Genomic DNA, 25781 nt, shown 5'->3' on the forward strand with positions numbered 1-25781 from the left:
GCCTCAGCTCTTCACGAACGCCAGCAGGTCGGGGTTGATCACGTCCGCATGCGTGGACAGCATGCCGTGGGGGTAGCCCTCGTAGCTCTTCAGCGTGCCGCGCTTGAGCAGCTTGGCCGCCAGCGGGCCCGAATTCGCATAGGGCACGACCTGGTCGTCGGTGCCGTGCATCACGAGCACCGGCACGTCGATCTTCTTCAGGTCTTCGGTGAAGTCGGTCTCGGAGAAGGCCTTGATGCACTCGTAGTGCGCATTGGCCGCGCCCATCATGCCCTGCAGCCACCAGCGGTCGATGAGGCCCTGCGAAACCTTCGCGCCCGGCCGGTTGAAACCGTAGAACGGGCCGGTGGGCAGGTCGATGAAAAACTGCGTGCGGTTGGCCACGAGCGCGGCCCTGATGCCATCGAACACCTCCATCGGCAGGCCGCCGGGGTTGGCCGCTGTCTTGAGCATGATGGGCGGCACGGCACTCACCAGCACGGCCTTGGCCACGCGGCCCGGTTTGGCGCGCGCCACGTAGCGCGCCACCTCGCCGCCGCCCGTCGAATGGCCGATGTGCACGGCGTCCTTCAGGTCCAGCGCGTCGGTCAGTGCCGCCACGTCCGATGCGTAGGTGTCCATCTCGTGCCCGCCCGCGGTCTGCGAGGAGCGGCCGTGGCCGCGGCGGTCGTGCGCGATCACGCGGTAGCCCTTGCCGATGAAGAACAGCATCTGCGTGTCCCAGTCATCGGCGCTCAGGGGCCAGCCGTGATGAAAGACGATGGGCTGCGCGTTGCGCGGTCCCCAGTCCTTGTAGAAGATGTTCGTGCCGTCCTTCGTGGTGACAAAGCTCATGGGGGATCCTTTCGTGTGGTCAGCGTGCTTTTGCGCGGCAGCCGCGCTCGAAGTACCGAGGGCGGACACGGTCGCGATGCCGGCCGCGCCGGCCAGAATACGCCGCCGCGAGGCACCTGTCGCGGGGGTCGTCTTGATGTCGGACATGCTTCTTTCCAGGGCTGGGTTGTTGGCAGCGAAAGCGGAATTGCTTCGCCGGACAACGCACTGTCGGCTAAATGGCGCGGCAAATCTTGAACAAAATGCCTGCGCCTTTCACGTTGTCACCCTGCGCGCGACCTCAGCGGTTGTCTTCGAGGATCCAGCCCGCCGCCTTCTCGGCCATCATCAATGTCGGGCTGTTGGTGTTGCCGCTGGTGATGGTCGGCATCGCGCCGGCATCGACCACGCGCAGGCCCTGCACGCCGCGCACGCGCAGCCGCGAATCGAGCACGGCCATCGGATCGCCCTTGGCGCCCATCTTCGTGGTGCCGACCGGATGGAAGATGGTGGTGGCGATGTCGCCAGCCAGCCGCGCGAGATCTTCGTCGCTCTGGTACTGCACGCCGGGCTTCCATTCCTGCGGGTTGTACCTGGCCAGTGCGGGCTGCTCGGCGATGCGGCGCGTCACGCGCAGCGAGTCGGCCGCCACCTTGCGGTCTTCGTCGGTGCTCAGGTAGTTGGGCGCGATGGCCGGCGCATCTTCGAAGCGGTTGCTCTTGATGCGCACCGAGCCCCGGCTCGTGGGGTTGAGATTGCACACGCTCGCGGTGAAGGCCGGAAAGCTGTGCAGCGGATCGCCGAAGGCGTCGAGCGACAGCGGCTGCACGTGGTACTGCAGGTTGGGCCATTCGTGCTCGGGCGAGCTGCGCGTGAAGGCGCCCAGCTGCGACGGCGCCATGCTCATCGGGCCGCTGCGCTTGAGCAGATACTCAAGACCGATCTTCGCCTTGCCGACCATCGACGAGGCCATCACGTTGAGCGTGGGCGCGCCATCGATCTTGTAGACCGCGCGGATCTGCAGGTGGTCCTGCAGGTTGGCCCCGACGCCGGGGGCGTCGAGCACCACGTCGATGCCATGCTGGCGCAGCAGCTCGGCCGGGCCGACGCCCGAGAGCTGCAGGATCTGCGGCGAGCCGATGGAACCTGCGCTCAACACGACCTCGCGCGACGCGGTCGCGGTGGTCATCTCGCTGCCATTCCACACTTCCGCACCCGTGCAGCGGTGCGTGCCGTCGGGCAGCGTCTCGAACAGCAGGCGCGACACCTGCGCACCGGTCCACAGTTCGAAGTTGGGCCGGCCGTAGCAGGTCGGGCGCAGGAAGGCCTTGGCGGTGTTCCAGCGCCAGCCGTTCTTCTGGTTGACCTGGAAGTAGCCCACACCCTCGTTGTTGCCGCGGTTGAAGTCGGTGGTGTGCGGCACGCCCGCCTGGGCGGCGGCTTCGGCAAAGGCGTCGAGGATGTCCCAGCGCAGGCGCTGCTTCTCGATGCGCCATTCGCCGCCGGCGCCATGCATCTCGTCGGCGCCGAGGTAGAAGTCCTCGTGCTTCTTGAAGGCCGGCAGCACGTTCTGCCAGCGCCAGCCGTCGTCGCCGGTGAGGTCGGCCCAATGCTCGTAGTCGCGCGACTGGCCGCGCATGTAGATCATGCCGTTGATGCTGGAGCAGCCGCCCAGCGACTTGCCGCGCGGATAGCGCAGCACGCGGCCGTTGAGGCCGGCGTCGGGCTCGGTGCTGTAGAGCCAGTCGGTGCGCGGGTTGCCGATGCAGTACAGGTAGCCGACCGGAATGTGGATCCAGTGGTAGTCGTCCTTGCGGCCCGCCTCGATGAGCAGCACGCGCTTGCTCTTGTCGGCACTGAGCCGGTTCGCCATGAGCGAGCCTGCGGTGCCCGCGCCGATGATGATGTAGTCGAATTGGGTGTCGCTCATGGCGCTTTGCCTGTCTCTCTATTTTTGTTCGACGAAATTGCGGCGCCCCTCGCGCCGCATCGCATGCTACTTCGCCGTCGGCATCACGAACTCGGCCCCCTTGCCGATGCTCTCGGGCCAGCGCTGCATGATCGACTTCTGCTTGGTGTAGAAGCGCACGCCTTCTTCGCCGTAGGCGTGCATGTCGCCGAACAGCGAGCGCTTCCAGCCGCCGAAGCCGTGCCAGGCCATGGGCACGGGAATCGGCACGTTGATGCCGACCATGCCCACCTGGATGCGGCGGCTGAATTCGCGCGCCACGTTGCCGTCGCGGGTGAAGCAGGCCACGCCGTTGCCGAACTCGTGGGCGTTGATCAGGTCGACTGCTTCCTTGAGGTCGTGCACGCGCATGCAGCCCAGCACCGGGCCGAAGATCTCTTCCTTGTAGATGCGCATCTCGGGGGTGACGTGGTCGAACAGGGTGCCGCCCATCCAGAAACCATCGCCGCAGCCCGCGCCCGCCTTGCTGCCGTCGAAGTCTCGGCCGTCGACCAGCAGCTTCGCGCCTTCCTTCTGGCCCAGATCGATGTAGCCGGTGATGCGCTCGTGGGCGGCGCGCGTGACGATCGGGCCCATCTCGGCCGCGAGGTTCTCGCCGTCGAGCACCTTCAGCGTCTTCGTGCGCTCAATGAGCTTGGGCAGCAGCTTGTCGGCCACGTCGCCTACCAGCACCGCCACCGAGATGGCCATGCAGCGCTCGCCGGCCGATCCGTAGCCAGCGCCGATCAGCGCGTCGACGGCCTGGTCGATGTCCGCATCGGGCATGACCACCATGTGGTTCTTCGCGCCGCCCAGGGCCTGCACGCGCTTGCCGTGGCGCGCGCCGGTTTCGTAGATGTAGTTGGCGATGGGCGTGGAGCCGACGAAGCTGATGGCCTTGACGTCGGGGTGCTCGAGCAGCGCGTCGACCGCCGCCTTGTCGCCCTGCACGACGTTGAACACGCCGTCGGGCAGGCCCGCTTCCTTCAGCAGCTCGGCCATGCGCAGCGAGGCGCTCGGGTCGGTCGGGCTGGGCTTGAGCACGAAGGTGTTGCCCGCGGCAATCGCCACCGGGAACATCCACATCGGCACCATCACCGGGAAGTTGAACGGCGTGATACCTGCGACCACGCCCAGCGGCTGGCGCAGCGTCCAGTTGTCGATGCCGGTGGAGACCTGATCGGTGAAGTCGCCCTTGAGCAGTTGCGGAATGCCGCAGGCGAACTCGACGATGTCGATGCCGCGCGAGACCTCGCCCTGCGCATCGGTGAAGACCTTGCCGTGCTCGGCGGTGATCAGGTGGGCCAGCTCGTCCTTGTGCTCGTTGAGCAGCTGCAGGAACTTGAACATGACGCGCGCGCGGCGGATCGGCGGCGTGTCGGCCCAGGCCGGGAAGGCAGCCTGCGCGGCGGCCACGGCGGCCGAGACCTGCGCCGTGTCGGCCAGGCCGACCTTGCCGGTGACGGCGCCGGTGGCGGGGTTGGTCACGTCCTGCGTACGGCCGGAGGTGTTGGCGGCGGGCTTGCCGGCGATGAAATGATCGATGGAGGTGGGCATGGAGAGGGCTCTCGCTGACGGAAGGATGCGGCCAGTTTAGGCAGCCCCCCGCTGCGCGCCTAGCCATGAAGCTTGAACTTATTGTTCATCCTGCTGAACAATGGATGCATGAAACCCCAAAATATCGAAGCACTCTGGACGCACCTGCACTGGCTCACGGTGCTGGCGCAGCAGGGCAGCTTCACGGCTGCCGCCCTGCGCCTGGGCGTGAGCAAGGCGGCCATGAGCCAGCGCATCGCAGAGTTGGAGCGCGCGGCCGGTGCGCCATTGGTGCAGCGCACCACGCGCAGCGTACGACTCACCGAGGCCGGCCAGCGGCTGGTGGAAGACATGCGCGGCCCCTTCGAGCAGATCGCCCACAGCTTCGCGGGCGTGCGCGACCTCGCGGGCGTGCCGCGCGGGCTGGTGCGGGTGACGGCGCCGGTGGCTTTCGCGCGCCAGCAGCTGGTGCCGCGGCTGGCCGACTTCCTGCGCGCGCAGCCGGAGGTGCGCCTGGAGCTCGACCTGTCGGACCGGCTCAGCTCGCTCGCGATGGAAGGCTTCGACCTGGCCATCCGCCACACGGCTGCGCCGCCGGACACGCACGTGGCCTGGACGCTGTGCGAAACCCGCTCGGTGTTGGTGGCCAGCCGCGCCTACCTGCGCCGCCGCGGCACGCCGCGCGAGCCGCAGGCGCTGGCCGGCCACGACTGCCTGCACTACCCACGCGCGCAGGACACGCCGACCTGGCACTTCGAGGCGAAGGCCTCGGCGCCGCGCATCACGGTGCCGGTGTCGGGGCCGCTGGTCGCGAACAACAGCGAGGCGCTGCGCGACGCGGCGTTGAGCGGGCTGGGCATTGCGCTGGTGCCCGATTTCAGCGCCCAGGCGGCGCTGCAGTCGGGCAAGCTGCAGCAGGTGCTGCCGCAGTGGCGCTCGGTCGGCGCGTTCGGCGAGCGGCTGTATGCCATCCGGCCCTACGCCACGCACGTGCCGCAGGCAGTGACGGCCTTTGTCGGCTGGCTGCGCTCGACGCTGGCGGCAGGCTTCGCTGCGTGAATCCGGTGCAGCTCCAAAAGAATCCGGAAAAACGGCGTCGCGCCCTACGCAAACGAGGGTTCAGCGATACATGACGCGCGGATGCACCCGGTTACGATGCCCGCTTCCGGCCCCACTCTTTTGTTAACTTTCTGACTCGCCGCCTATGTCTCCTGCCACTTCGACTGCCGACGCTCCCGCCGCCGACAGCGCGTGGCCCCGGGTCGGGCAGCGGGAGCAGGAGGGCCGCCAATGGACGGTGGCCAGCGGCTGCTGGACCACGCTGGCGATGTCGTCCAAGCCGGCCTGGCAGGCGCTGGCGAAAAACCTGGCAGCCGCCCCGCCCGCGGACGACCGCGCCTGGGACCTGCGACCCATCGAGAAGCTCGACCACATCGGCGCGCAGCTGCTGTGGGAGCACTGGCGCCACCAATGGCCCGCCACGCTCGAGATGTCGCCGCAGCACAAGGCGGTGCTCGACCAGGTGGCGCAATACACCGTGGCAACCCCGGCCGAACCCGGGCCCTCGCTGAACGACCGCATCCGCGCGTTCACGCACCTCGGGCCCCGCGCGATGTTCGTCATGCGCGACCTGGTCGGGCTCATCGGCCAGCTCGCGCTCGACATCGGCAAGCTGATCCGCGCGCCGCACCGCGCGCCATGGCGCGATTTTTCGGGGCACCTCTACCAGTTCGGCGCCTCGGCGCTGCACATCACGGCGCTGGTCGGGCTGCTGATCGGCGTGGTGCTGGCCTACCTGATCTCGCAGCAGCTGCGCCAATACGGCGCGGAGACTTTCGTGGTGAACATCCTCGGGCTGTCGCTGGTGCGCGAGCTCGGGCCGGTGCTGGCGGCCGTGCTGATCGCCGGGCGCTCGGGATCGGCCATCACGGCGCAGATCGGCGTGATGCGCGTGACGGAAGAGCTCGACGCGATGCGCGTGATGGGCATCCCGCACGGCTTTCGCCTCGTGATGCCGCGCGTGCTGGCGCTGGCCATCGCGATGCCGCTGATCAGCCTGTGGACCTCGATGGCCGCGCTGGCAGGCGGCATGCTGGCCGCCGAGGCAGCACTGGACATTTCGCCGGCCTACTTTCTCTCGGCGCTGCCGCGCGCGGTGCCGATCTCGAACCTCTGGCTGGCCACTGCCAAGTCGGCGGTGTTCGGCATTTTGATCGCGCTGATCGGCTGCTACTTCGGCATGAAGGTGAAGCCCAACACCGAAAGCCTCGGGCGCGGCACCACTTCGTCGGTCGTGACCTCGATCACCGCGGTGATCCTGGTCGATGCATTGTTCGCCGTGCTCTTCAAGGGCATCGGCTTCAGGGCATGACGCCATGAGCATGCCCGTGCGCCCCAACACCGACACCACCGTGGTGGACATCCGCGGCCTGTGGACGGTATTCCAGACCGCCGACGGCGAGCAGGTGGTGCACCGCGACCTGCAGCTGCACATCGACCGCGGCGAGGTGCTCTCGCTGGTCGGCGGCTCGGGCACGGGCAAGACGGTGCTGCTGAGGCAGATCCTCGGGCTCGAGAAACCCACGCGCGGCCACGTCGAGGTGCTGGGCCAGGAGCCCGGCGAGCTCAGCGCCTCGGGCGCGGCCAACGTGGGCATGCTGTTCCAGCACGGCGCGCTGTTCTCGGCCTTCAGCGTGCTGGAGAACATCGCCTTTCCGCTGCGCGAGCTGAAGCTGCTGCCCGACGAGCTGATCCGCCACGCGGCGCTGGTGAAGCTGCAGATGGTGGGCCTCGGCCCGCAGCATGCGAACAAGAGCCCGGCGGACCTGTCGGGCGGCATGATCAAGCGCGTGGCGCTGGCGCGCGCGCTCATCATGGACCCGCCGCTGCTGCTGCTCGACGAGCCCACGGCCGGCCTCGACCCCGAGGCCTCGGACAGCTTCTGCGACCTGCTGCGCGGCCTGCACCGCGAGCTGGGCCTCACGGTGGTGATGGTCACGCACGACCTGGACACGTTGTTCGACCTGAGCACCCGCATCGCGGTGCTGGCCGACCAGAAGGTGATCGTCACCGGCGCGGCGCGCGAGGTCATTGCGTATCCGCATCCCTTCATCCACGAATACTTTCTCGGCGGGCGCGGCCAGCGCGCCCTGGAGGCGCTGCACGACAAGCCCGCCGACGCACCATCGCAGCCCGCCAGCGCGGGCGAACGCTGAAAGGCAGACACACCATGGAAAACAAGGCCCACGCCCTCGCCGCCGGCGCCTTCGTGCTCGGCCTGATCGCCGCGCTCGTCGCGCTGGTGATCTGGTTCACGCGCGACAACACCGTGCGCAACATCTACGAGCTCTCCACGCGCGACGCCGTCAGCGGCCTGCAGCCGCAGGCGACGGTGCGCTACCGCGGCATCGCCGTGGGCAAGGTGGCGTCGATCGACTTCGATCCGAAGGTCAAGGGCAATGTGCGCGTGCGCATCACCGTCGACGAGCGCGTGCCGCTCACCACCTCCAGCTTTGCCACGCTGAGCTACCAGGGCGTGACCGGCCTGGCCTTCATCGCGCTGGACGACAAGGGCGAATCGAACGTGGCGCTGAAGCCGGACGACGACAACCCGCCGCGCATTCCGCTCAAGCCTTCGATACTGGCGCAGCTGCAGGACCGGGGCGAAGCCATCATCAACCAGGTCGAGGAAGTGACGAAGCGCGCCAACACGCTGCTGAGCGACCCCAACCAGAAGCGCGCGGCCGACGCGCTGGAGAACATCGCGGCCGCCTCGGCCAGCGCCAACACGCTGCTCAAGACGCTGGACAACACCGTGAAGACCGGCCTGAACCCTGCGCTGACCAAGCTGCCGGACACGATGGCTTCGGTGAAGAAAGCGGCCGGCGACGTCTCGCGCGTGGCCAACAATTTCAACACCACCGTGGGCCGGCTGAACGCACCCGAAGGCCCCGTCGAACGGCTGAGCGAAGGCACCAAGGCGCTGGCGCAGGCGGTCGATTCGTTCAACGCGGCCACGCTGCCGCGCGTGAACCGCGTGGCCGACGACACCTCGCACGCCGTGCGCCGGCTGGGCCGCGCGGCGGACAGCATCAACGACAACCCGCAATCGCTGCTGTTCGGCAGCGGCGGCACGGCCGCGGGTCCGGGCGAACCGGGTTTCAGCGCGCCGGCCGCGACGCGGCCCTGATTGAGGGAGGACCATCGACCATGAACGCCATTCGCTCCTTGATGAATACGTCCACCGCCGCCCTCGGCTGCCTGCTGCTGGCCGCCGGCTGCGGCGCGCTGCCCGACAAGCCCGCGCGCGCCACGCTCTACGACTTCGGCCCCGGTCTGGCGGCGCCCGCCGCGGCCGCGCCTTCCCCAGCCCCTCTTCCCACGCTGGCGCTGGCCGAGTTCGACAGCAACACGCGCCTGGAGGGCACGCAGATCCTCTATCGGCTGGGCTACGCCGACGCCAACGAGCTGCGTCCCTATGGCCAGTCGCGCTGGAGCCTGCCGCCCGCGCAACTGCTGCGCCAGCGGCTGAGCGACACGCTGGCCGAACGCCGCACCGTGCTCGGCCCGGAAGAAAGCGCCACCATCTCGCGCGGCAAGGGCGAGGTGCCCGACACACTGCGCATCTCGCTCGACGAATTCAGCCAGTACTTCGACTCGGCGAGCGCCAGCGTGGGCCTGGTGCGCCTGCGCGCCACGCTGGTCCGCAGCACGGCCGGCGGCGACCGCGTGCTGGGCCAGCGCACGTTCACCGTGCGCCGCCCAGCCCCGAGCGCCAACGCGACCGGCGGCGTGAAGGCGCTGATCTCGGCCAGCGATGCCGCGGTGGCCGAGGTGGTGCAGTGGGTAGGGCAGCTGCAGCAGCAATCGCCGCAGGCGCCCCGGTAGTCACAACCTGATGGACGGAGGATCGATCCCATGAACGCAACACGCATCGTCGGCATTCTGTTGATCGTGGCCGGCATTGCCGCGCTGGGCCTCGGCAGCTTCAGCTTCACCAAGGAAACCCACCAGGCCAAGCTGGGCCCGCTGGAGTTCTCGATGAAGGAGAAGCAGACCGTCAACTTCCCGGCCTGGGCCGGCGTGGCCGCCGTCGTGGTGGGCGGCGCGATGGTGCTGCTGGGCGGCAGGAAGGGCTGAGCCTTCAGCCCTGGGCGGCCGGCGCGGGGGTGGCGCCCAGCCGCTGCGACACCGTGCCGGCGCAAGCCTTGAGCGCCCGGGAAATCTCTCCGTCCCATGCGGTATCGAAGATGCCCGCCGGGCCGATGGCGGTCAGGGCCAGCACGATGGCGCCGGTGTGGTCGAAGACGGGCGCGGCCATGGCGCTCACGCCCTGGATGACCTCACCGTCGGAGCGGCTGATGCCGTGCGTGCGCACTTCCTGCAGCTGGCGCTCGAAATCGCTCCACGAGGGCAGCGGCTGCACCGGCGGCATGCCGGCGGGCGGGTTCGGCTCTGCTCCCTTGCGCTGACCCCGGCGCTGGCGCTCTTCCTCGAGCAGCTGGCGCACCGCGTCGGCATCGAGGTAGGCGGCGAACACGCGGCCCGAAGCCGTGTTGGTCAGCGAGAACACCGTGCCGTGCCGCATGTTCACGTGCACCGGCGACGGCGACTCGGCCGTGCGCACGATGGTCGCGCCGCGCGCGCCCCACACGGCCAGCGCCACGGTATGGCCGGTCTGCTGGGCCAGCTGGCCGATCAGCGGGGTGGCGATGTGCACCGGGTCGGCCTGCTGCAGGCTGATGAGCCCCAGTTGCAAGGCGAGCGGGCCAAGCAGATAGTGGCCGCTGGCGCGGTCCTGCTCGATCAGCCCCAGGCGCCCGAAGCTGACCATGTACGGATGCGCCTTGGCGGCCGTCATGTCGGCCTCGCGCGCCAGGTCCTTCAGCGCCATGGGGCGGCCGTGGTGCACCAGCGCGCGCAGCAGCTGGCCGCCGACTTCGATGCTCTGGATGCCGCGCTGGGCGCGGTCGGTGTCACTGGCTGCCATGGCCGGCCTCGCCTTCTGGTCGTTCGTTCATGAAGAAGGGATTAGACATTAACTGATCCGGGGTTTACACTGCGGAAATTCGTTAACCGCGAACTCATTTGCCTTAAACAAATCAAAGACCCACCCACCGACGGAGACACCCGATGAGCCAAGCCAAGAAATTCGCCAGCCAGGCCGACCTGGAAGAGAAGAAGATCACCTTCAGCCAGATCTCGGAACATGCCTGGGCCTACACCGCCGAGGGCGACCCGAACACCGGCATCGTGATCGGCGACGACTGCGTGCTGGTGGCCGACACGCAGGCCACGCCCGCCATGGCCGCCGACGTGGTACGCCGCATCCGCGAGGTGACCGACAAGCCCATCAAATACGTGGTGCTCACGCACTATCACGCGGTGCGCGTGCTGGGCGCGGCCGGCTACGGTGCCGAGCACATCCTGGCCAGCCAGGACACGCGCGACCTGATCGTGGAGCGCGGCGAGGAAGACAAGGCCAGCGAAATCGGCCGCTTCCCGCGCCTGTTCCAGAACGTCGAGACGGTGCCGCCGGGCCTGACCTGGCCCACCATGACCTTCACCGGCAAGATGACGCTGTGGCTCGGCAAGCTCGAGGTGCAGCTGATCCAGCTGGGCCGCGGCCATACCAAGGGCGATACCGTCGTCTGGCTGCCGCAGGAACGCACGCTGCTGTCGGGCGACCTGGTCGAGTTCGGTGCCACCCCGTACGCGGGCGATGCCTATTTCAAGGACTGGCCGCAGACGCTGGACAACATCGCCGCGCTGAAACCCGCCGCGCTGGTGCCGGGCCGCGGCGCCGCGCTCACCACGCCGGCCGAAGTGGCCGAAGGCCTGACGGGCACGCGCAACTTCATCTCCGACGTGTACGCCAGCGTGCAGGAAGGCGTGAAGGCCGGGCGCGACCTGAACACGGTCTACAAGGACACGTACGCCAAGCTCAAGCCCAAGTACAGCCAGTGGGTGATCTTCGACCACTGCATGCCGTTCGACGTGAGCCGGGCGTACGACGAGGCCTCGGGCCATGCGGACCCGCGCGTGTGGACGGCGCAGCGCGACATCGACATGTGGAAGGCCCTGGAAGGCTGATCGGTCTTGCTCCCTCCCCTTCCGGGGGAGGGCTGGGGTGGGGGCTGACGGCGTTGAACCCCGCGCTGCATTGAAGGCCGCTTGCCCCCATCCCCGCCTTCCCCCGGAAGGGGAAGGAGCAAGACAGAAGACAAGACACGGAGACAACACGTGATCGACTATCAGAGCCTGCACTTCGACTACAAGCGCCACGCCGACCAGGACGCGGTCGCGCCCGCACGCCACCCGGTGGTGATCGTCGGCGCCGGCCCGGTCGGGCTGACGCTCGCCATCGACCTCGCGCTGCGGCAGGTGCCCGTGGTGCTGCTGGACAACGACAACACCCTGTCCAGCGGCTCGCGCGCCATCTGCTTCGCCAAGCGCACGCTGGAAGTCTTCGACCGCCTCGGCTGCGGCGACCGCATGGTCGACAAGGGCGTGTCGTGGAACGTCGGCAAGGTGTTCTTCCACGACGAGCAGGTCTACCGCTTCGACCTGCTGCCCGAGCTCGGCCACGAGCGCCCGGCCTTCATCAACCTGCAGCAGTACTACGTCGAGGGCTACCTCGTCGAGCGCGCGGCCACGCTGCCGCTGATCGACCTGCGCTGGAACAACAAGGTCACCGGCATCGAGCAGCGCGGCGACGGTGCAGTGCTGACTGTTGAAACGCCCGAGGGCGACTACCAACTGCAGGCCGGCTACGTCGCCGCCTGCGACGGCTCGCGCTCCAACCTGCGCCAGTTGCTGGGGCAGGAGACCAAGGGCCGCACCTTCCGCGACCGCTTCCTGATCGCCGACATCACGATGGATGCGCACCTGCCCACCGAGCGCCGCTTCTGGTTCGACCCCTCGTTCCATCCCGGCCAGAGCGTGCTGCTGCACAAGCAGGCCGACGGCATGTGGCGCATCGACTTCCAGCTCGGCTGGGACGCCGACCCGGTGGAAGAACGCAAGCCCGAGAACATCACCCCGCGCGTGCGCGCGCTGCTCGACAGCATCGGCTTTTCGGGCGTGCAGTTCCGCATCGGCTGGGCCAGCGTCTACACCTTCGCCTGCCAGCGCATGGAGCGCTTTCGCCATGGCCGCGTGCTGTTCGCGGGCGACTCGGCGCACGGCGTGTCGCCCTTCGGCGCGCGCGGCGCCAACTCGGGCGTGCAGGATGCGGACAACCTTGGCTGGAAGCTCGCGGCCGTGGTGCAGGGCCAGGCGCCCGATGCGCTGCTCGACAGCTACGCCGGCGAGCGCGAGTTCGCCGCGGACGAAAATATCCGCAACTCCACCCGCGCCACCGACTTCATCACGCCCAAGAGCGAGGTGAGCCGCCTCTTCCGCGACGCGGTGCTGGAGCTGACGAAGCGCCACGCTTTTGCACGCACGCTGGTCAACAGCGGGCGGCTGTCGGTGGCCACGGTGCTGCGCGATTCGCCCTTGAACACGGCCGATGCCGACGCCTTCTCGGGCGCGATGGTGCCGGGCGCCGCAGCGGCCGATGCGCCCGTGGTGCATCCGGGCGGCCGCACCGGCTGGCTGCTGCGCGAATGCCATGTCGCGCAATTCACCGCGCTGGTTTTCGGCGAGGGCGAGGCGGCCGAACGCAGCCTGGGCGAGCTGAAGGCCAGCGACCTGCCGCTGCACATCGTGCGCGTCGAAGGCGGCGGCACCGACACCGAACTCGCCACGCAGCGCTACGACGCGCAACCCGGCACCGTCTACCTGCTGCGGCCGGACCAGCACGTGTGCGCGCGCTGGCGTCAGCCCACGACGGCGAACATCCGTGCGGCCATCGACCGCGCACTGGCAAAGGCATGAGGAACGCCATGACACTGATCACCACGCCCAACCTCGAAGCCCCCGACGACTTCTACGAAGCGCTCATCGAGGCGCACCAGGGGCTGTCGACCGAAGAGAGCCACGCCTTCAACGCGCGCCTCGTGCTCGTGCTGGCCAACCACATCGGCTCGCTGGCCGTGCTTCGCGAGGCCTTCGCGGCGGCGAAATAGGAGCACAGGAATGCGGACAGCCGGTCCGAACTCCTTCTCATTGAACCCTAGGACTACATCATGACCATCTACCAGAGCGGCTTCGGCAACGAATACGCCTCCGAGGCCGTGCCCGGCGCACTGCCGCAAGGCCGCAACAATCCGCAGCGCGGCCCCTTCGACCTGTACACCGAGTTGATTTCCGGCACCGCCTTCACTGCGCCGCGCCACGAGAACCGCCGCAGCTGGCTGTACCGCCGCCAGCCCTCGGTGGTGTCGGGCCGCTACCAACCGTACGCGCAGGCGCACTGGACCACCGGCGCCGACCGAGAGATTTCTCTGCCGCCCGAGCCGCTGCGCTGGCACCCGCAGCCGCTGGACGACGCGGCCGAAGTCGACTTCATCGACGGCATGCACACCATCGCAGCGAATGGCGATGCGCAGGCGCAGGTCGGCATCGGCTCGCTGATGTACCTTGCGGGCCGCTCGATGGTGCGCCGCGCCTTCGTGAACGCCGACGGCGAGATGCTGCTCGTGCCGCAGCAGGGCCGCCTCGTCATCACCACCGAGCTCGGCGTGCTCGACGTGAAGCCCGGCGAGATCGCGCTGCTGCCGCGCGGCATGGCATTCAAGGTGGCGTTGCCCGACGGCCTCTCGCGCGGCTATGTCTGCGAGAACTACGGTGCACATTTCCGCCTGCCGGAGCTTGGGCCTATCGGCTCGAACGGGCTGGCCAACGCACGCGACTTCCAGGCGCCGGTGGCCGCCTTCGAATCGGAAGAAGGCGCTTACGAAATCGTCAAGAAATTCGGCGGCCGCTTCTGGCAGGCGCCCATGAAGCAGACGCCATTCAACGTGGTCGCATGGCACGGCAACCTCGCGCCGGTGAAGTACGACACGGCGCACTTCATGGTGATCGGCTCGATCAGCTTCGACCATCCAGATCCGTCGATCTTCACCGTGCTGACCTCGCCCAGCGACACGCCCGGCACGGCCAACTGCGACTTCGTGATCTTCCCGCCGCGCTGGATGGTGATGGAGAACACCTTCCGTCCGCCGTGGTTCCACCGCAACCTCATGAGCGAGTTCATGGGCCTGGTGCTGGGCGAGTACGACGCCAAGCCGGGCGGCTTCAAGCCCGGCGGCGCGAGCCTGCACAACTGCATGGTGCCGCACGGCCCCGACGAGGAAGCCTTCGACAAGGCCACGCACGCCGACCTGAAGCCGCACAAGCTCGACAACACGCTGGCCTTCATGTTCGAGAGCCGCTACCGCTTCATTCCGACGAACTTCGCGCTGAAGAGCCCCGCGCTGGACGCCGACTACGCGGATTGCTGGGCCGGGCTGGGCGACCAGTTCAAGCCGTGACACAACAAGACAAGACACCCGCTTCGATGAAAGACCATCCATGACCGCACTGAACGCCACCCACGACCCGAAGCTGCGCAGCTGGGTCGCCTCCGCCAATCAAGCTGGCGCCGACTTCCCGATTCAGAACCTGCCGTTCGGACGCTTCCGCACCGCAGGGAGCAGCGAGGGTTTCCGCATCGGCGTCGCCATCGGCGACCAGGTGCTGGACCTGCGCGTCACAGGCCTCGTCGACACCGACGACATGAACGTGCTGATGAACGCCAGCGTGAAGGACCGCCAGGCGCTGCGCCGCGCGATCTCCGCCGGCCTCGCAGAAGGCAGCGACAGGCAGGCCGCGTGGTCGAAGGCGCTGCTCGCGCAAGCCAAGGCAGAGATGACCGTGCCCTGCCGCATCGGCGACTACACCGACTTCTACACCGGCATCCATCACGCGACCACCATCGGCAAGCTGTTCCGCCCCGACCAACCGCTGATGCCCAACTACAAGTGGGTGCCGATCGGCTATCACGGCCGTGCGTCCTCCATCGGCGTGAGCGGCCAATCCTTCAAGCGCCCGCAGGGCCAGACCAAGGCGCCGGATGCCACTGAGCCCAGCTTCGGCCCCTCGAAGCGGCTCGACTACGAACTGGAGTTGGGCTTCTTCGTCGGCCGCGGCAATGCGCTGGGCGAACCGATCGCCATCGACGAGGCGGAAGACCACCTGTTCGGCGTGACGCTGCTCAACGACTGGTCGGCGCGCGACCTGCAAGCCTGGGAATACCAGCCGCTCGGCCCCTTCCTCTCGAAGAATTTCGCGAGCACGCTGTCGCCGTGGATCGTGACGATGGAAGCGCTGGCGCCCTTCCGCGCGAAGTTCGAGCGGCCTGCCGGGGACCCGCAACCGCTGCCCTACCTCGACGCGGCATCGAACCGCGAGAGCGGCGCGCTCGACATCACGCTCGAAGTGCTGCTGCAGACCGCGAAGATGCGCGCCGAGGGCGTGGCGCCCGTGCGCCTCACGCGCGGCAACACCACCGAGGCCGCCTACTGGACGGCCGCGCAGCTCGTCGCGCACCACACGGTGAACGGCTGCAACCTGCAACCGGGCGACCTGCTGGGATCGGGCACGCTGTCGGGCCCCAAGGCCGACGAAGCCGGCTCGCTGATCGAGCTGACGCTGGGCGGCAAGCAGCCGATCACGCTGCCGAACGGCGAGAAGCGCACGTTCCTGGAGGACGGGGATACGCTGGTGATGCGTGGCTGGTGCGAGCGCGACGGTGCGGTCCGCATCGGTCTCGGTGAAGTCACTGGCACGATAGCCTGAGGCTCCCGTGTTGTCCCCTCTCCCTCTGGGAGAGGGCTAGGGTGAGGGCAGCCGGCCTCGCAACATCGCGCGGACTCCATTGCCGCTCACCCTTACCCCAACCCTCTCCCCAAGGGGAGAGGGAGCAAGATATCAGGGCGCGGGTGCCGGAGCCGTCGCAGCGGCAGGCCACGCCACTTCGCTCGCCACGCGCGGCTTGCCCATCGGTGCGGTGGCCTTGCCGATCTTGATCGCGGCCATGTCGGCTTCGCTCGGGTATTGGTCCATCAACCAGTAGTCGAACACGCGGCGTGCAATGGGCGCCGCGGCACCAGCACCCCAGCCTGCGTTTTCCACGATCACCGCGACTGCGATCTTCGGGTCGTTGACCGGCGCGAAGGCCATGAACAGCGCATGGTCGCGCTGATGCTCTTCGAGTGCGCGCGCGTTGTACTTGGTGTTCTGCGCCTGCGTCACCGCCTGCGCCGTGCCTGTCTTGCCGGCCGCCTGGTAGCCCGCGCCCGCGAACACGCCGCGCGCGGTGCCGCTGGTGACCACGCTGGTCAGGCCCTCGCGGACCACCGCGACGTTGGCCGCGGTGTACCCCAGGCTCTCGGCCGGCGGCTGCGGTAGCGGCACCACTTGCCCGCTCACCGTGTTGCGCGTGGCCAGCACGAGGTGCGGCTTGTGCTTCATGCCCCCGTCGGCCACGATGGACGTGGCCTGCGCGAGCTGCAGCATCGTGAAGGCGTTGTAGCCCTGGCCGATGCCCAGCGAGATGGTCTCGCCCGCGTACCATTTTTTCTGCTCGGGGCGCTTGTAGGCGTTGCGCTTCCACTCGGTGCTCGGCAGCACGCCTCGCACTTCGCCGCCCAGGTCGATGCCGGTGATCTGGCCGAAGCCCAGCGGCTTCATGAAGTCGTGGATCAGGTCCACGCCCATCTCGTTGGCCAGCGAGTAATAGTAGATGTTGCTCGACAGCTGGATCGAACGGCGCATGTCGACGCCTCCGATGTTGCCTTCGGGGCTACCGAAGCGGTGACCGCCGAAGTTGAAATAGCCCGGGTCGTTCACCACCACGCTGGGCCCGCGCTTGCCGGTCTGCAGCGCGGCGAGCGCCATGAAGGGCTTGTAGGTCGAGCCGGGCGGGTAGGTGCCGCGCAGCGCGCGGTTCAGCAGCGGCTTGTCGATGGATTCGGTCAGCGCCGCCCAGCTTTCGTTGTCGATGCCTTCGACGAACAGGTTCGGGTCGAAGGTGGGCTTGCTCACGAAGGCCAGCACCTCGCCGGTCTTGGGGTCGATGGCCACCAGTGCGCCGCGGCGATCGCCGAACATGTCTTCCACCAGCTTCTGCAGCTTGATGTCGAGCGACAGCATCACCGTGTTGCCCGGCGTGGCGGGGTGGCTCGCGAGCCGGCGCACGGCGCGGCCTCCGGCCGAGGTTTCCATCTGCTCGACGCCGGTCAGGCCATGCAGCGTCTTCTCGTAGCTCTGCTCGATGCCGAGCTTGCCGATGTAGTCGGTGCCCTTGTAGTTGGCCTGGTCTTCCTCGTCCCAGTCTTCCATCGCGGTCTTCTCGCGCTGGTTGATGCGGCCGATGTAGCCGAGCACGTGCGAGGCCAGCTCGCCCTGCGGGTAGTTGCGGAACAGGCGCGCCTTGATCTCCACGCCCGGAAAGCGATAGCGCTGCGCCGCGAAGCGCGCGACTTCCTCGTCGCTCAGGCGGGTGCGGATCGGAATGGAGTCGAAGCTGCGCGAATCCTCGCGCAGGCGCTTGAAGCGGCGGCGGTCGCGCGGCGAGACTTCGAGCACCTGAGTCAGGCTGTCGATGGTCTCCTCGACGTCGCTCACCTTCGAGGGCGTGATCTCCAGCGTGTAGGCCGAGTAGTTGGAGGCCAGCACGATGCCGTTGCGATCGAGGATCAGGCCCCGGTTGGGCACCACCGGAACGATGGCCGTGCGGTTGCTCTCGGCCTGCTCGGCCAGGTCTTCGTGGCGAACGACCTGCAGGTACACCAGCCGCGCGCACAGCAGGCCGAAGGCAAACAGCACCGCCAGGCCGATGACGATCACGCGGCGCTTGAAGCGCGCAAGGTCGGCGGCTACGTTGCGGATTTCGGTCATGGCGGGGGAGCTTAGGCGCGCGCAGGTGCGATGGCAAATGCGGGGGCGGGACTTAGAGCGGACGGTTCTCGTCGGGTTCGGGCGTGCGGCGCTGGGGAGCGAGCAGCAAGGCGGTGACCAGTGGCCACAGCGCAGCCTCGATGGCCGGCGAGATCAGCACCGCCCAGCCCGGGAACACGCCGCCGCCGACCATCCGTGTGATGACCTCGATCAACTGCGACAGCGCGAACAGCGGCAGCACCTGCAGCGCCTGCGACGCCACCGGGTACCAGAGCAGGCGCCGGTGGATGGTGATCGCAAAGAAGCCCAGCGTCGTATAGGCCAGCGCGTGCTGGCCCAGCATCGAGGCCTGGTGCACATCCATGCACAGCCCGAACACGAAGGCCGCGCCGACGCCCACGCGTGCGGGCTGGTGCACGCCCCAGAACACGATCACCAGCGCCAGCAGGTCGGGCATCCAGACGGCGCGGCCGATGGGAATCATGTTGACGAGCAGCGCCACGATGAGGCTCGACCACATGAAGACGGGGCTGACGGGCAGCAGGAGCTGCTGCTGGCCGGGACGCTTGATCATGGGCGCGCTCCCGGCTTCTTCTCGTTCTTGCCCGCGCCGGGCTTGCCTTCAGGCCGCTTGCGCTGCGTGGCCGCAGGCGCGGGCGGCGGCGCCATCGGGGCACCGGTGGGTTCGAGCACCAGCACGTAGCGCGCGGCCGTCACGTGCGCCAGCGGCACGCAGTAGATACGGGCAAAGGCCGAATCGGCGCGCCGTTCGATGCGCTCGATCTTCGCCACCGGCAGGCCGGCGGGATAGATGCCGTCGACGCCGCTGGTGGAGAGCAGGTCGCCCTCCTGCAGGTCGGCATTGGCGGCCATGAAGCGCAGCTCCAGTCCGCCGCCGTGGGCCGAGGCGTCGCCGAAGGCCACGCTGCGCACGCCGGTGCGGGTGTTCTGCACGGGAATGGAAAGGTCGCGGTCGATCACCAGCGTGACCTCGCTCGTGAAGGGCAGCACCTGCGTGACCTGGCCGAGCACGCCGCGCGCGTCGATCACCGGCGAACCGGGCGCCACGCCCTGGGTCATGCCCTGGTCGATGACGATCTTGCGGGTGTAGGGGTCGGCCGCGTCGTAGAGCACCTCGGCCGCGCGGCCCGGCGTCGTGGTGGTCTGGCGCAGTTCGAGCAACTCGCGCAGACGGGCGTTGTCCTGCGTCAGCGTGTCGGCCTGGGCGGCGCGTTCGGCCTGCATCATCAGCGCCTTGCGCGCGTCTTCCTCGTTGCGCTGGGCGGTCTGCAGGTCTTCGAGGTAGCGCCCGCCGCCGAGCACGGCCTGCACCGGCTTCATCGCCACCCATTGCACCGGGTAGAGCACCGCGCCGATGCCTGCACGGATCGGCTGCACGATGTGGAAGCGTGCGTCGGCCACCATGAGGAACAGGGCAAGCGCGCCGAAGAAGATCAGCTTGCTGAGTGCCGACTGCCCCTGGTTGAACAGGGGTGGCGCTGTGCGATCGAGCGTGCCCAGAGGCATGAATTCAGACCCGGCGGTGGTGCGGAATCAAATAACAAAAAGCCGGCCTGCGCAAGCAGAGGCCGGCCGATGACGGCTTTCGCGTTTTACTCGCTCGTGAAGATGCTGCCCAGGCGGTCCATGCGCTCGAGGGCGATGCCGCAGCCGCGCACCACGCAGGTCAGCGGGTCTTCGGCCACCAGCACCGGCAGGCCGGTTTCCTCGGCCAGCAGGCGGTCGAGGTCGCGCAGCAGCGCGCCGCCGCCGGTCAGCATCATGCCGCGCTCGGCGATGTCGGCGCCCAGTTCGGGCGGCGTCTGTTCCAGCGCGTTCTTCACGGCCGAGACGATGTTGTTGAGCGGATCGGTCAGGGCTTCCAGCACTTCGTTGCTGCTGATGGTGAAGCTGCGCGGCACGCCTTCGGACAGGTTGCGGCCCTTGACTTCCATCTCCTTGACCTCGGAGCCCGGGAAGGCCGAGCCGATGTTCTTCTTGATGACTTCGGCCGTCGGCTCGCCGATCAGCATGCCGTAGTTGCGGCGGATGTAGTTGATGATGGCTTCGTCGAAGCGGTCGCCGCCCACGCGCACGGAGCCCTTGTAGACCATGCCGCCCAGGCTGATGACGCCCACCTCGGTGGTGCCGCCGCCGATGTCCACCACCATCGAGCCCGAGGCTTCGCTGACGGGGAGACCGGCGCCGATGGCCGCGGCCATCGGCTCTTCGATGAGATAGACCGACGTGGCGCCTGCTGCCTCGGCCGCGTCCTTGATGGCGCGGCGCTCGACCTGGGTCGAGCCGCAGGGCACGCAGATGATGATGCGCGGGCTCGGCGTGAGCAGCGTGCGCGGGTGCACCATCTTGATGAACTGCTTGATCATCTGCTCGGTGATCACGAAGTCGGCGATCACGCCGTCCTTCATCGGGCGGATCGCCTCGATGTTGCCGGGCACCTTGCCCAGCATGGCTTTGGCTTCGCGGCCGACGGCCTGGATCACCTTCTTGCCGTGGGGGCCGCCTTCGTGGCGGATCGCGACCACCGACGGTTCGTCCAGCACGATGCCCTTGTTGCGGGCAAATATCAGGGTGTTGGCGGTGCCGAGGTCGATCGCAAGGTCGGTGGAAAAGTACCGACGGAAAGCTCCAAACATGTGCGGAATCCTCTGAGCACGGCCTGCGCATCGGCAGGTCGTCGCTCTATTTTTTGGGTCGTTTGACGGGGTGAATTGATCGTTTTTGGCGCAAAAGCCGGCGCGTTCGCGGGGGTTGCGGCAAAGGCGGGATAATACCCGAATCCCCTCTGATTCCTGTATTAGCACCCGCTTCCGAGTGCGATTACCCCCGCTTTTTTTGGGCCGTTCCGACCTATGTCACTCTCCGCTTCCGATATTGCGCGCATCGCCTCGCTGGCGAGGCTGCAACTTGCTCCTGACGAAAGCGAGCGCATGCTCAGCCAGATCAATGGCTTTTTCGATTTAGTCGAACGTATGCGTTCCGTGGACACCGCGGGCGTCGAGCCACTGGCACATCCCGTGGCCGCGCTCGAAGACATCACGCTGCGCCTGCGCGACGACGTGGTGAGCGAACCCGACAACCGCGAAGCCAACCAGAAGAGCGCCCCGGCCGTCGAAGCCGGCCTGTTCCTCGTGCCGAAGGTGATCGAATAATGAGCGGCGAACAATTGCACCAGATGGGCGTGGTCGCCCTGGCCCGCGCCCTGGCCGAACGCAAGGTCTCGGCCGTCGAAGCCTCGCAGGCGTTCCTCGGCCGCATGAAGGCCCACGAATCGCTCGGCACTTTTGTCGACGTCAACGAAGAAGTCACGCTGGCCCAGGCTCGCAAGGCCGACGCCCTCCTCGCTGCGGGCAACGCCTCCGCGCTGGCCGGCGTGCCCATCGCACACAAGGACATCTTCGCCACCACCGATTTCGCCACCACCGCCGGCTCGAAGATGCTCGCGGGCTACCGCTCGCCCTTCGACGCCACTGTGGTTCGCCGCCTGGCCGATGCCGGCGCGGTCACGCTCGGCAAGCTGAGCTGCGACGAGTTCGCCATGGGCTCGGCCAACGAGAACGTCGCCGTGCCCGCCCTGGGCCACGACAAGGCAGTGCCGGTGCGCAACCCCTGGAACCACGAGCGCATCCCGGGCGGCTCCTCCGGCGCGAGCGCGGCGGCCGTGGCGGCACGTCTGGCCCCCGCGGCCACCGGCACCGACACTGGCGGCTCGATCCGCCAGCCCGCCTCGTTCTGCGGCGTGACCGGCATCAAGCCGACTTACGGCCGCGCCTCGCGCTACGGCATGGTGGCTTTTGCATCGAGCCTCGACCAGGCCGGCCCGATGGCCCGCTCGGCCGAAGACTGCGCGCTGCTGCTGTCGGCCTTCTGCGGCCCCGACCTCGATCGCGACTCGACCTCGCTCGACATGCCCGCCGAGAACTTCGGCCGCTCGCTGAACGACTCGCTCGAGGGTCTGCGCATCGGCGTACCGAAGGAGTTCTTCGGCGAAGGCGTGGCGCCCGGCGTGCGCGCCGCCATCGACGCGGCGCTCTCGCAGTACGAGAAGCTTGGCGCGAAGCGCGTCGAGGTGACGCTGCCGCGCACCGAGCTGTCGATTCCCGTGTACTACATCCTTGCCGCGGCCGAGGCGTCGAGCAACCTGAGCCGCTTCGACGGCGTCAAGTTCGGCCACCGCGCGAAGCAGTACAAGGATCTCACCGACATGTACGAGAAGACGCGCGCCGAAGGCTTCGGCGACGAGGTGAAGCGCCGCATCATGATCGGCACCTACGTGCTCTCGCATGGCTACTACGACGCCTACTACCTGCAGGCGCAGAAGGTGCGCCGCATGATCGCCGACGACTTCCAGCAGGCCTTCAAGCAGTGCGACGTGATCGCCGGCCCCGCCGCACCGACCACCGCCTGGAAGATCGGCGAGCACGGCGGCGACCCGGTGGCCGACTACCTCGCCGACATCTTCACGCTGCCCGCATCGCTCGCCGGCCTGCCCGGCATGAGCGTGCCCGCGGGCTTCGACGGCGGCATGCCCGTGGGCCTGCAGCTGATCGGCAACTACTTCGGCGAAGCGAAGCTGCTGAACGCGGGCCACCGCTTCCAGCAGGCCACGGACTGGCACACACGCACGCCGGAGGGCTTTTGAGATGAACGACCCCGTGAACACCTTCGAAGCACAACAACAGGGCCGCCCGACCGGCCCGCTGGTGCGCGGCTATGAAGTCATCATCGGCTTCGAGACGCACGCCCAGTTGTCGACCGCGAGCAAGATCTTCAGCCGCGCCTCCACCGCCTTCGGCGCCGAGCCCAACACGCAGGCCTGCGCGGTGGACCTGGCGCTGCCCGGCACGCTGCCCGTGATGAACAAGGGTGCGGTCGAACGCGCCATCAAGCTCGGCCTCGCGCTGGGCTCGCACATCGCGCCGCGCAGCGTGTTCGCGCGCAAGAACTACTTCTATCCCGACCTGCCCAAGGGCTACCAGATCAGCCAGTTCGAGATTCCCGTGGTGCAGGGCGGCACGGTGTCGTTCTTCCTCGGCGAAGAACAGAAGACCGTGCGCCTCGTGCGCGCCCACCTCGAGGAAGACGCGGGCAAGTCGCTGCACGAGGACTTCATCGGCCAGAGCGGCATCGACCTGAACCGCGCCGGCACGCCGCTGCTGGAGATCGTGACCGAGCCCGACATGCGCTCCACCGCCGAGGCCGTGGCCTACGCGAAGGAGCTGCACAAGATCGTCACCTGGATCGGCATCTGCGACGGCAACATGCAGGAAGGCAGCTTCCGCTGCGACGCCAACGTGTCGGTGCGCAAGCCCGGCGACAAGCTCGGCACGCGGCGCGAGATCAAGAACCTGAACAGCTTCAAGTTCATGCAGCAGGCGATCGACTACGAGATCCGCTGGCAGATCGACGAGATCGAGGACGGCCGCAAGATCGAGCAGGCCACCGTGCTGTTCGACCCCGACACCGGCGAGACGCGTGCGATGCGCGCCAAGGAAGACTCGGCCGACTACCGCTACTTTCCCGACCCGGACCTGCCGCCGCTGGTCATCGCCGCCGACTGGATCGAGCGCGTGAAGGCCACCATGCCCGAGTTGCCGCGCGCAATGGCCGAGCGCTATGTGCGCGAGCACGGCCTGTCGGCATACGACGCCGCTCAACTCACGCAGAGCGCTGCGCTGGCCGGCTACTTCGACGAAGCCGTGAACGCGGGCGCCACGCCCAAGCTCGCGAGCAACTGGATCACCGGCGAGATGGCGCGCCGCCTGAACGCCGCCGAGATCGGCATCGAGGCCGCGCCGGTGAAGGCGCAGCAGCTGGCCCAACTGATGAAGCGCATCGCCGACGGCACGCTGCCGAACAACGCCGCGCGCCTGGTGTTCGACGCGCTGTGGACCGGCGAAGGCAGCGATGTCGACGCGATCATCGAGGCCAAGGACCTGAAGCCGATGGCCGACACCGGTGCGCTCGACAAGATCCTCGACGAAGTGATCGCGAAGAACGCGAAGAACGTCGAGGAATACCGCGGCGGCAAGGAAAAGGCGCTCAACGCGCTCGTGGGCCAGGTCATGAAGGCCAGCGGCGGCAAGGCCAACCCGGCGCAAGTCACCGAATTGCTCAAGGCCAAGCTCAGCTAAGTCTTTTCGGGAAACAAACACCGCGGAACCGGCTTCGCCGGGCCGCAGGTGTTGCCCCCGGCTGGGGGTTTTGGCGAAGCGACACGAAGTGCGCGAAGCCTGGGGGGTTACCTGGGATTCCCGCCGTTTTGCGGCGACCAGAGCTGCTTGAGCCGCACGCGCTCTTCGTCGAAGCGCGCATTCACCCGCTTCTTCTCCTCTTCCTGCTCCGCGATGAAGCGGTTCTGCACGGCCACGCTCTGCGTGTTGTCCTCGAGCTTGCGCCGCACCGCGCCCGGCGCCTTGCTGGTGTCCTGCTTGTAGAACTCCATCTCCTCGTCGATCTTCCTGCGGTCTTCGGTCAGCTCGGCGATGCGCTTGCGCGCCGCCTGGGTCACCGCATCGATCTGCGCGAGCGCCTCGCTGCGCTCGCGGTCGTGCGTGGCAAGGTTCGGATAGCGCACCAGCAGGGCTCGCTCGCGGCGGCGCTCGTCGGTCAGGCGCGCGGTCTGGATGGCGGCCTCGCGGGCGCGGTCTTCGCGCTCCTGCAGTTCGCGCGCGGTATAGGTCGGCTCGACCTTGCGGCGGGTGGAGCCGCTCGGGTTCAGCTCGCGCTGCTCGCGGTCGCTGCACTCCGCAATCGGCCGGTCGGCGGTCAGCGTGCGGCCGCGGGCGTCGGTGCAGGTATAGATGCCGGGGGACGCACCCTCCACTTTCTGCGGCTGCGCCTGCAATGCGCCGCAGAACGAAGAAACCAACAGGAGGAACGAGGCCGACGCCAACCGGCGGATCGGCAGGCCATGGTCGCGTGCGCCGTGCATCGGGCGGCCTTGCCTCAGCTGGCGCCGTAGCGCGTGCGGTAGGCCAGCACGCGCTCGCGGTGCGCGCCCAGGTCGGCCGCGGCATTGCCCGAGAGGTAGCTCAGCAGGTCGTCCAGCGTGGCGATGGCGATCACCGACAGGCCGAGCTGGTTGCGCACGTACTGCACGGCGCTGTGGTCCACGTCGACGCCGTTCTCGGTCGCCTTCTCCTGCCGGTCGAGCGCGATGGCCACGGCATGCGGCGTGGCGCCGGCCGCCTGGATCGCCGCAATCGACTCGCGCACCGCGGTGCCGGCCGACATCACGTCGTCGACGATCAGCACGCGGCCCTTGAGCGGCGCGCCCACGAGGTTGCCGCCCTCGCCGTGCGCCTTGGCTTCCTTGCGGTTGTAGGCAAAGGGGTAGTTGCGCCCACGCCGCGCGAGTTCCGCGGCCACCGTGGCGCCCAGCGGAATGCCCTTGTAGGCGGGGCCGAAGATCATGTCGAATTCGAGCCCGCTCTCGATAAGCCGGTCTGCATAGAATCCGGCGAGCCGGGCGATCTTGGCGCCGTCGTCGAAGAGCCCCGAATTGAAGAAGTACGGGCTCATCCGGCCGGCCTTGGTCTTGAATTCGCCAAAGCGCAGCACGCCGGCATCCAGGGCGAACTGGACGAAGTCCTGTGCAACCGCGCTGCTTTTCTCACCATCTACAGCCATCGGG

Annotated in this window: 24 protein-coding genes; 14 read left to right on the forward strand and 10 right to left on the reverse strand. The window is 68.0% G+C overall.

Annotated elements, in window-relative coordinates:
* Window positions 1-3: 3 nt before the first annotated feature.
* The 3 genes from ASC92_RS12365 to ASC92_RS12375 form a co-directional block, all read right to left on the reverse strand.
* Window positions 4-834, reverse strand: a complete 831-nt coding sequence (locus tag ASC92_RS12365; protein WP_056515438.1) for an alpha/beta fold hydrolase — start codon at window positions 832-834, stop codon at window positions 4-6.
* 280 nt (window positions 835-1114) lie between these two features.
* Window positions 1115-2743, reverse strand: a complete 1629-nt coding sequence (locus ASC92_RS12370; RefSeq protein WP_056515441.1) for a GMC family oxidoreductase — start codon at window positions 2741-2743, stop codon at window positions 1115-1117.
* Window positions 2744-2809: 66 nt separating this feature from the next.
* Window positions 2810-4318, reverse strand: a complete 1509-nt coding sequence (locus ASC92_RS12375) for a CoA-acylating methylmalonate-semialdehyde dehydrogenase (protein ID WP_056515445.1) — start codon at window positions 4316-4318, stop codon at window positions 2810-2812.
* A 108-nt stretch (window positions 4319-4426) separates the two neighbouring features.
* On the opposite strand from ASC92_RS12375, the gene ASC92_RS12380 reads away from it, so the two are divergent.
* From ASC92_RS12380 to ASC92_RS12405, 6 genes are all read left to right on the forward strand, one after another.
* Window positions 4427-5356, forward strand: a complete 930-nt coding sequence (locus tag ASC92_RS12380; protein ID WP_056516376.1) for a LysR family transcriptional regulator — start codon at window positions 4427-4429, stop codon at window positions 5354-5356.
* A 145-nt stretch (window positions 5357-5501) separates the two neighbouring features.
* Window positions 5502-6668: an MlaE family ABC transporter permease gene (locus ASC92_RS12385; protein ID WP_056515448.1), complete on the forward strand. Its 1167-nt coding sequence runs from the start codon at window positions 5502-5504 to the stop codon at window positions 6666-6668.
* 4 nt (window positions 6669-6672) lie between these two features.
* Window positions 6673-7512, forward strand: coding sequence for an ABC transporter ATP-binding protein (locus ASC92_RS12390; protein ID WP_056515451.1), 840 nt, complete (start codon window positions 6673-6675; stop codon window positions 7510-7512).
* Window positions 7513-7526: 14 nt separating this feature from the next.
* Complete coding sequence (locus ASC92_RS12395) at window positions 7527-8486, forward strand: MlaD family protein (protein ID WP_056515454.1); 960 nt, start codon at window positions 7527-7529, stop codon at window positions 8484-8486.
* Window positions 8487-8506: 20 nt separating this feature from the next.
* Window positions 8507-9184: an ABC-type transport auxiliary lipoprotein family protein gene (locus ASC92_RS12400; RefSeq protein WP_056515457.1), complete on the forward strand. Its 678-nt coding sequence runs from the start codon at window positions 8507-8509 to the stop codon at window positions 9182-9184.
* A 30-nt stretch (window positions 9185-9214) separates the two neighbouring features.
* Complete coding sequence (locus ASC92_RS12405) at window positions 9215-9436, forward strand: hypothetical protein (protein WP_056515458.1); 222 nt, start codon at window positions 9215-9217, stop codon at window positions 9434-9436.
* A 4-nt stretch (window positions 9437-9440) separates the two neighbouring features.
* Here ASC92_RS12405 and ASC92_RS12410 read toward each other — a convergent pair whose 3' ends face one another.
* The gene (locus tag ASC92_RS12410; RefSeq protein WP_056515463.1) at window positions 9441-10286 is read right to left on the reverse strand and encodes an IclR family transcriptional regulator; all 846 of its coding nucleotides are present in this window, start codon (window positions 10284-10286) and stop codon (window positions 9441-9443) included.
* 143 nt (window positions 10287-10429) lie between these two features.
* Here ASC92_RS12410 and ASC92_RS12415 point away from each other — a divergent pair, with 143 nt between their 5' ends.
* The 5 genes from ASC92_RS12415 to fahA all read left to right on the forward strand — a co-directional run bounded on the left by ASC92_RS12415 (window position 10430) and on the right by fahA (window position 16021).
* The gene (locus tag ASC92_RS12415; RefSeq protein ID WP_056515464.1) at window positions 10430-11389 is read left to right on the forward strand and encodes an MBL fold metallo-hydrolase; all 960 of its coding nucleotides are present in this window, start codon (window positions 10430-10432) and stop codon (window positions 11387-11389) included.
* A 150-nt stretch (window positions 11390-11539) separates the two neighbouring features.
* Window positions 11540-13177 carry an FAD-dependent oxidoreductase gene (locus tag ASC92_RS12420; RefSeq protein ID WP_056515468.1) on the forward strand — a complete coding sequence of 546 codons (1638 nt, stop codon included), beginning with the start codon at window positions 11540-11542 and terminating at the stop codon, window positions 13175-13177.
* An 8-nt stretch (window positions 13178-13185) separates the two neighbouring features.
* Window positions 13186-13368 carry a DUF2783 domain-containing protein gene (locus ASC92_RS12425; RefSeq protein ID WP_056515470.1) on the forward strand — a complete coding sequence of 61 codons (183 nt, stop codon included), beginning with the start codon at window positions 13186-13188 and terminating at the stop codon, window positions 13366-13368.
* A 60-nt stretch (window positions 13369-13428) separates the two neighbouring features.
* On the forward strand, window positions 13429-14715 hold the full coding sequence (hmgA, locus tag ASC92_RS12430) for a homogentisate 1,2-dioxygenase (RefSeq protein WP_056515473.1): 1287 nt from the start codon (window positions 13429-13431) through the stop codon (window positions 14713-14715).
* Window positions 14716-14755: 40 nt separating this feature from the next.
* Window positions 14756-16021, forward strand: a complete 1266-nt coding sequence (gene fahA / locus ASC92_RS12435) for a fumarylacetoacetase (protein WP_056515476.1) — start codon at window positions 14756-14758, stop codon at window positions 16019-16021.
* A gap of 132 nt (window positions 16022-16153) precedes the next feature.
* Here fahA and mrdA read toward each other — a convergent pair whose 3' ends face one another.
* The 4 genes from mrdA to ASC92_RS12455 all read right to left on the reverse strand — a co-directional run bounded on the left by mrdA (window position 16154) and on the right by ASC92_RS12455 (window position 20781).
* Complete coding sequence (gene mrdA, locus ASC92_RS12440) at window positions 16154-18124, reverse strand: penicillin-binding protein 2 (RefSeq protein ID WP_056515479.1); 1971 nt, start codon at window positions 18122-18124, stop codon at window positions 16154-16156.
* A gap of 52 nt (window positions 18125-18176) precedes the next feature.
* Window positions 18177-18698: a rod shape-determining protein MreD gene (gene mreD, locus ASC92_RS12445; RefSeq protein ID WP_056515482.1), complete on the reverse strand. Its 522-nt coding sequence runs from the start codon at window positions 18696-18698 to the stop codon at window positions 18177-18179.
* Window positions 18695-19651, reverse strand: coding sequence for a rod shape-determining protein MreC (gene mreC, locus ASC92_RS12450; protein WP_056515485.1), 957 nt, complete (start codon window positions 19649-19651; stop codon window positions 18695-18697). The genes mreD and mreC overlap by 4 nt, the downstream gene beginning before the upstream one ends.
* An 86-nt stretch (window positions 19652-19737) precedes the next feature.
* The gene (locus tag ASC92_RS12455) at window positions 19738-20781 is read right to left on the reverse strand and encodes a rod shape-determining protein (RefSeq protein ID WP_007833435.1); all 1044 of its coding nucleotides are present in this window, start codon (window positions 20779-20781) and stop codon (window positions 19738-19740) included.
* A gap of 216 nt (window positions 20782-20997) precedes the next feature.
* Here ASC92_RS12455 and gatC point away from each other — a divergent pair, with 216 nt between their 5' ends.
* The 3 genes from gatC to gatB are packed head-to-tail and all read left to right on the forward strand — an operon-like array spanning window position 20998 to window position 24279.
* On the forward strand, window positions 20998-21297 hold the full coding sequence (gene gatC / locus ASC92_RS12460; RefSeq protein ID WP_056515488.1) for an Asp-tRNA(Asn)/Glu-tRNA(Gln) amidotransferase subunit GatC: 300 nt from the start codon (window positions 20998-21000) through the stop codon (window positions 21295-21297).
* Complete coding sequence (gatA, locus tag ASC92_RS12465) at window positions 21297-22787, forward strand: Asp-tRNA(Asn)/Glu-tRNA(Gln) amidotransferase subunit GatA (RefSeq protein WP_056515490.1); 1491 nt, start codon at window positions 21297-21299, stop codon at window positions 22785-22787. The genes gatC and gatA overlap by 1 nt, the downstream gene beginning before the upstream one ends.
* Window position 22788: 1 nt before the next feature.
* Window positions 22789-24279, forward strand: coding sequence for an Asp-tRNA(Asn)/Glu-tRNA(Gln) amidotransferase subunit GatB (gatB, locus tag ASC92_RS12470; RefSeq protein WP_056515492.1), 1491 nt, complete (start codon window positions 22789-22791; stop codon window positions 24277-24279).
* A gap of 107 nt (window positions 24280-24386) precedes the next feature.
* On the opposite strand, the gene ASC92_RS12475 is transcribed toward gatB, so the two are convergent.
* A complete protein-coding gene (locus ASC92_RS12475) occupies window positions 24387-25079 on the reverse strand; it encodes a DUF4124 domain-containing protein (RefSeq protein ID WP_056515496.1) in 693 nt (230 codons plus the stop codon).
* 14 nt (window positions 25080-25093) lie between these two features.
* A complete protein-coding gene (pyrE, locus tag ASC92_RS12480; protein ID WP_056515499.1) occupies window positions 25094-25777 on the reverse strand; it encodes an orotate phosphoribosyltransferase in 684 nt (227 codons plus the stop codon).
* Window positions 25778-25781 lie beyond the last annotated feature (4 nt).

Origin of the sequence: Variovorax sp. Root411 (assembly GCF_001425205.1) — a bacterium.
Classification (GTDB): Bacteria; Pseudomonadota; Gammaproteobacteria; order Burkholderiales; family Burkholderiaceae_C; genus Variovorax.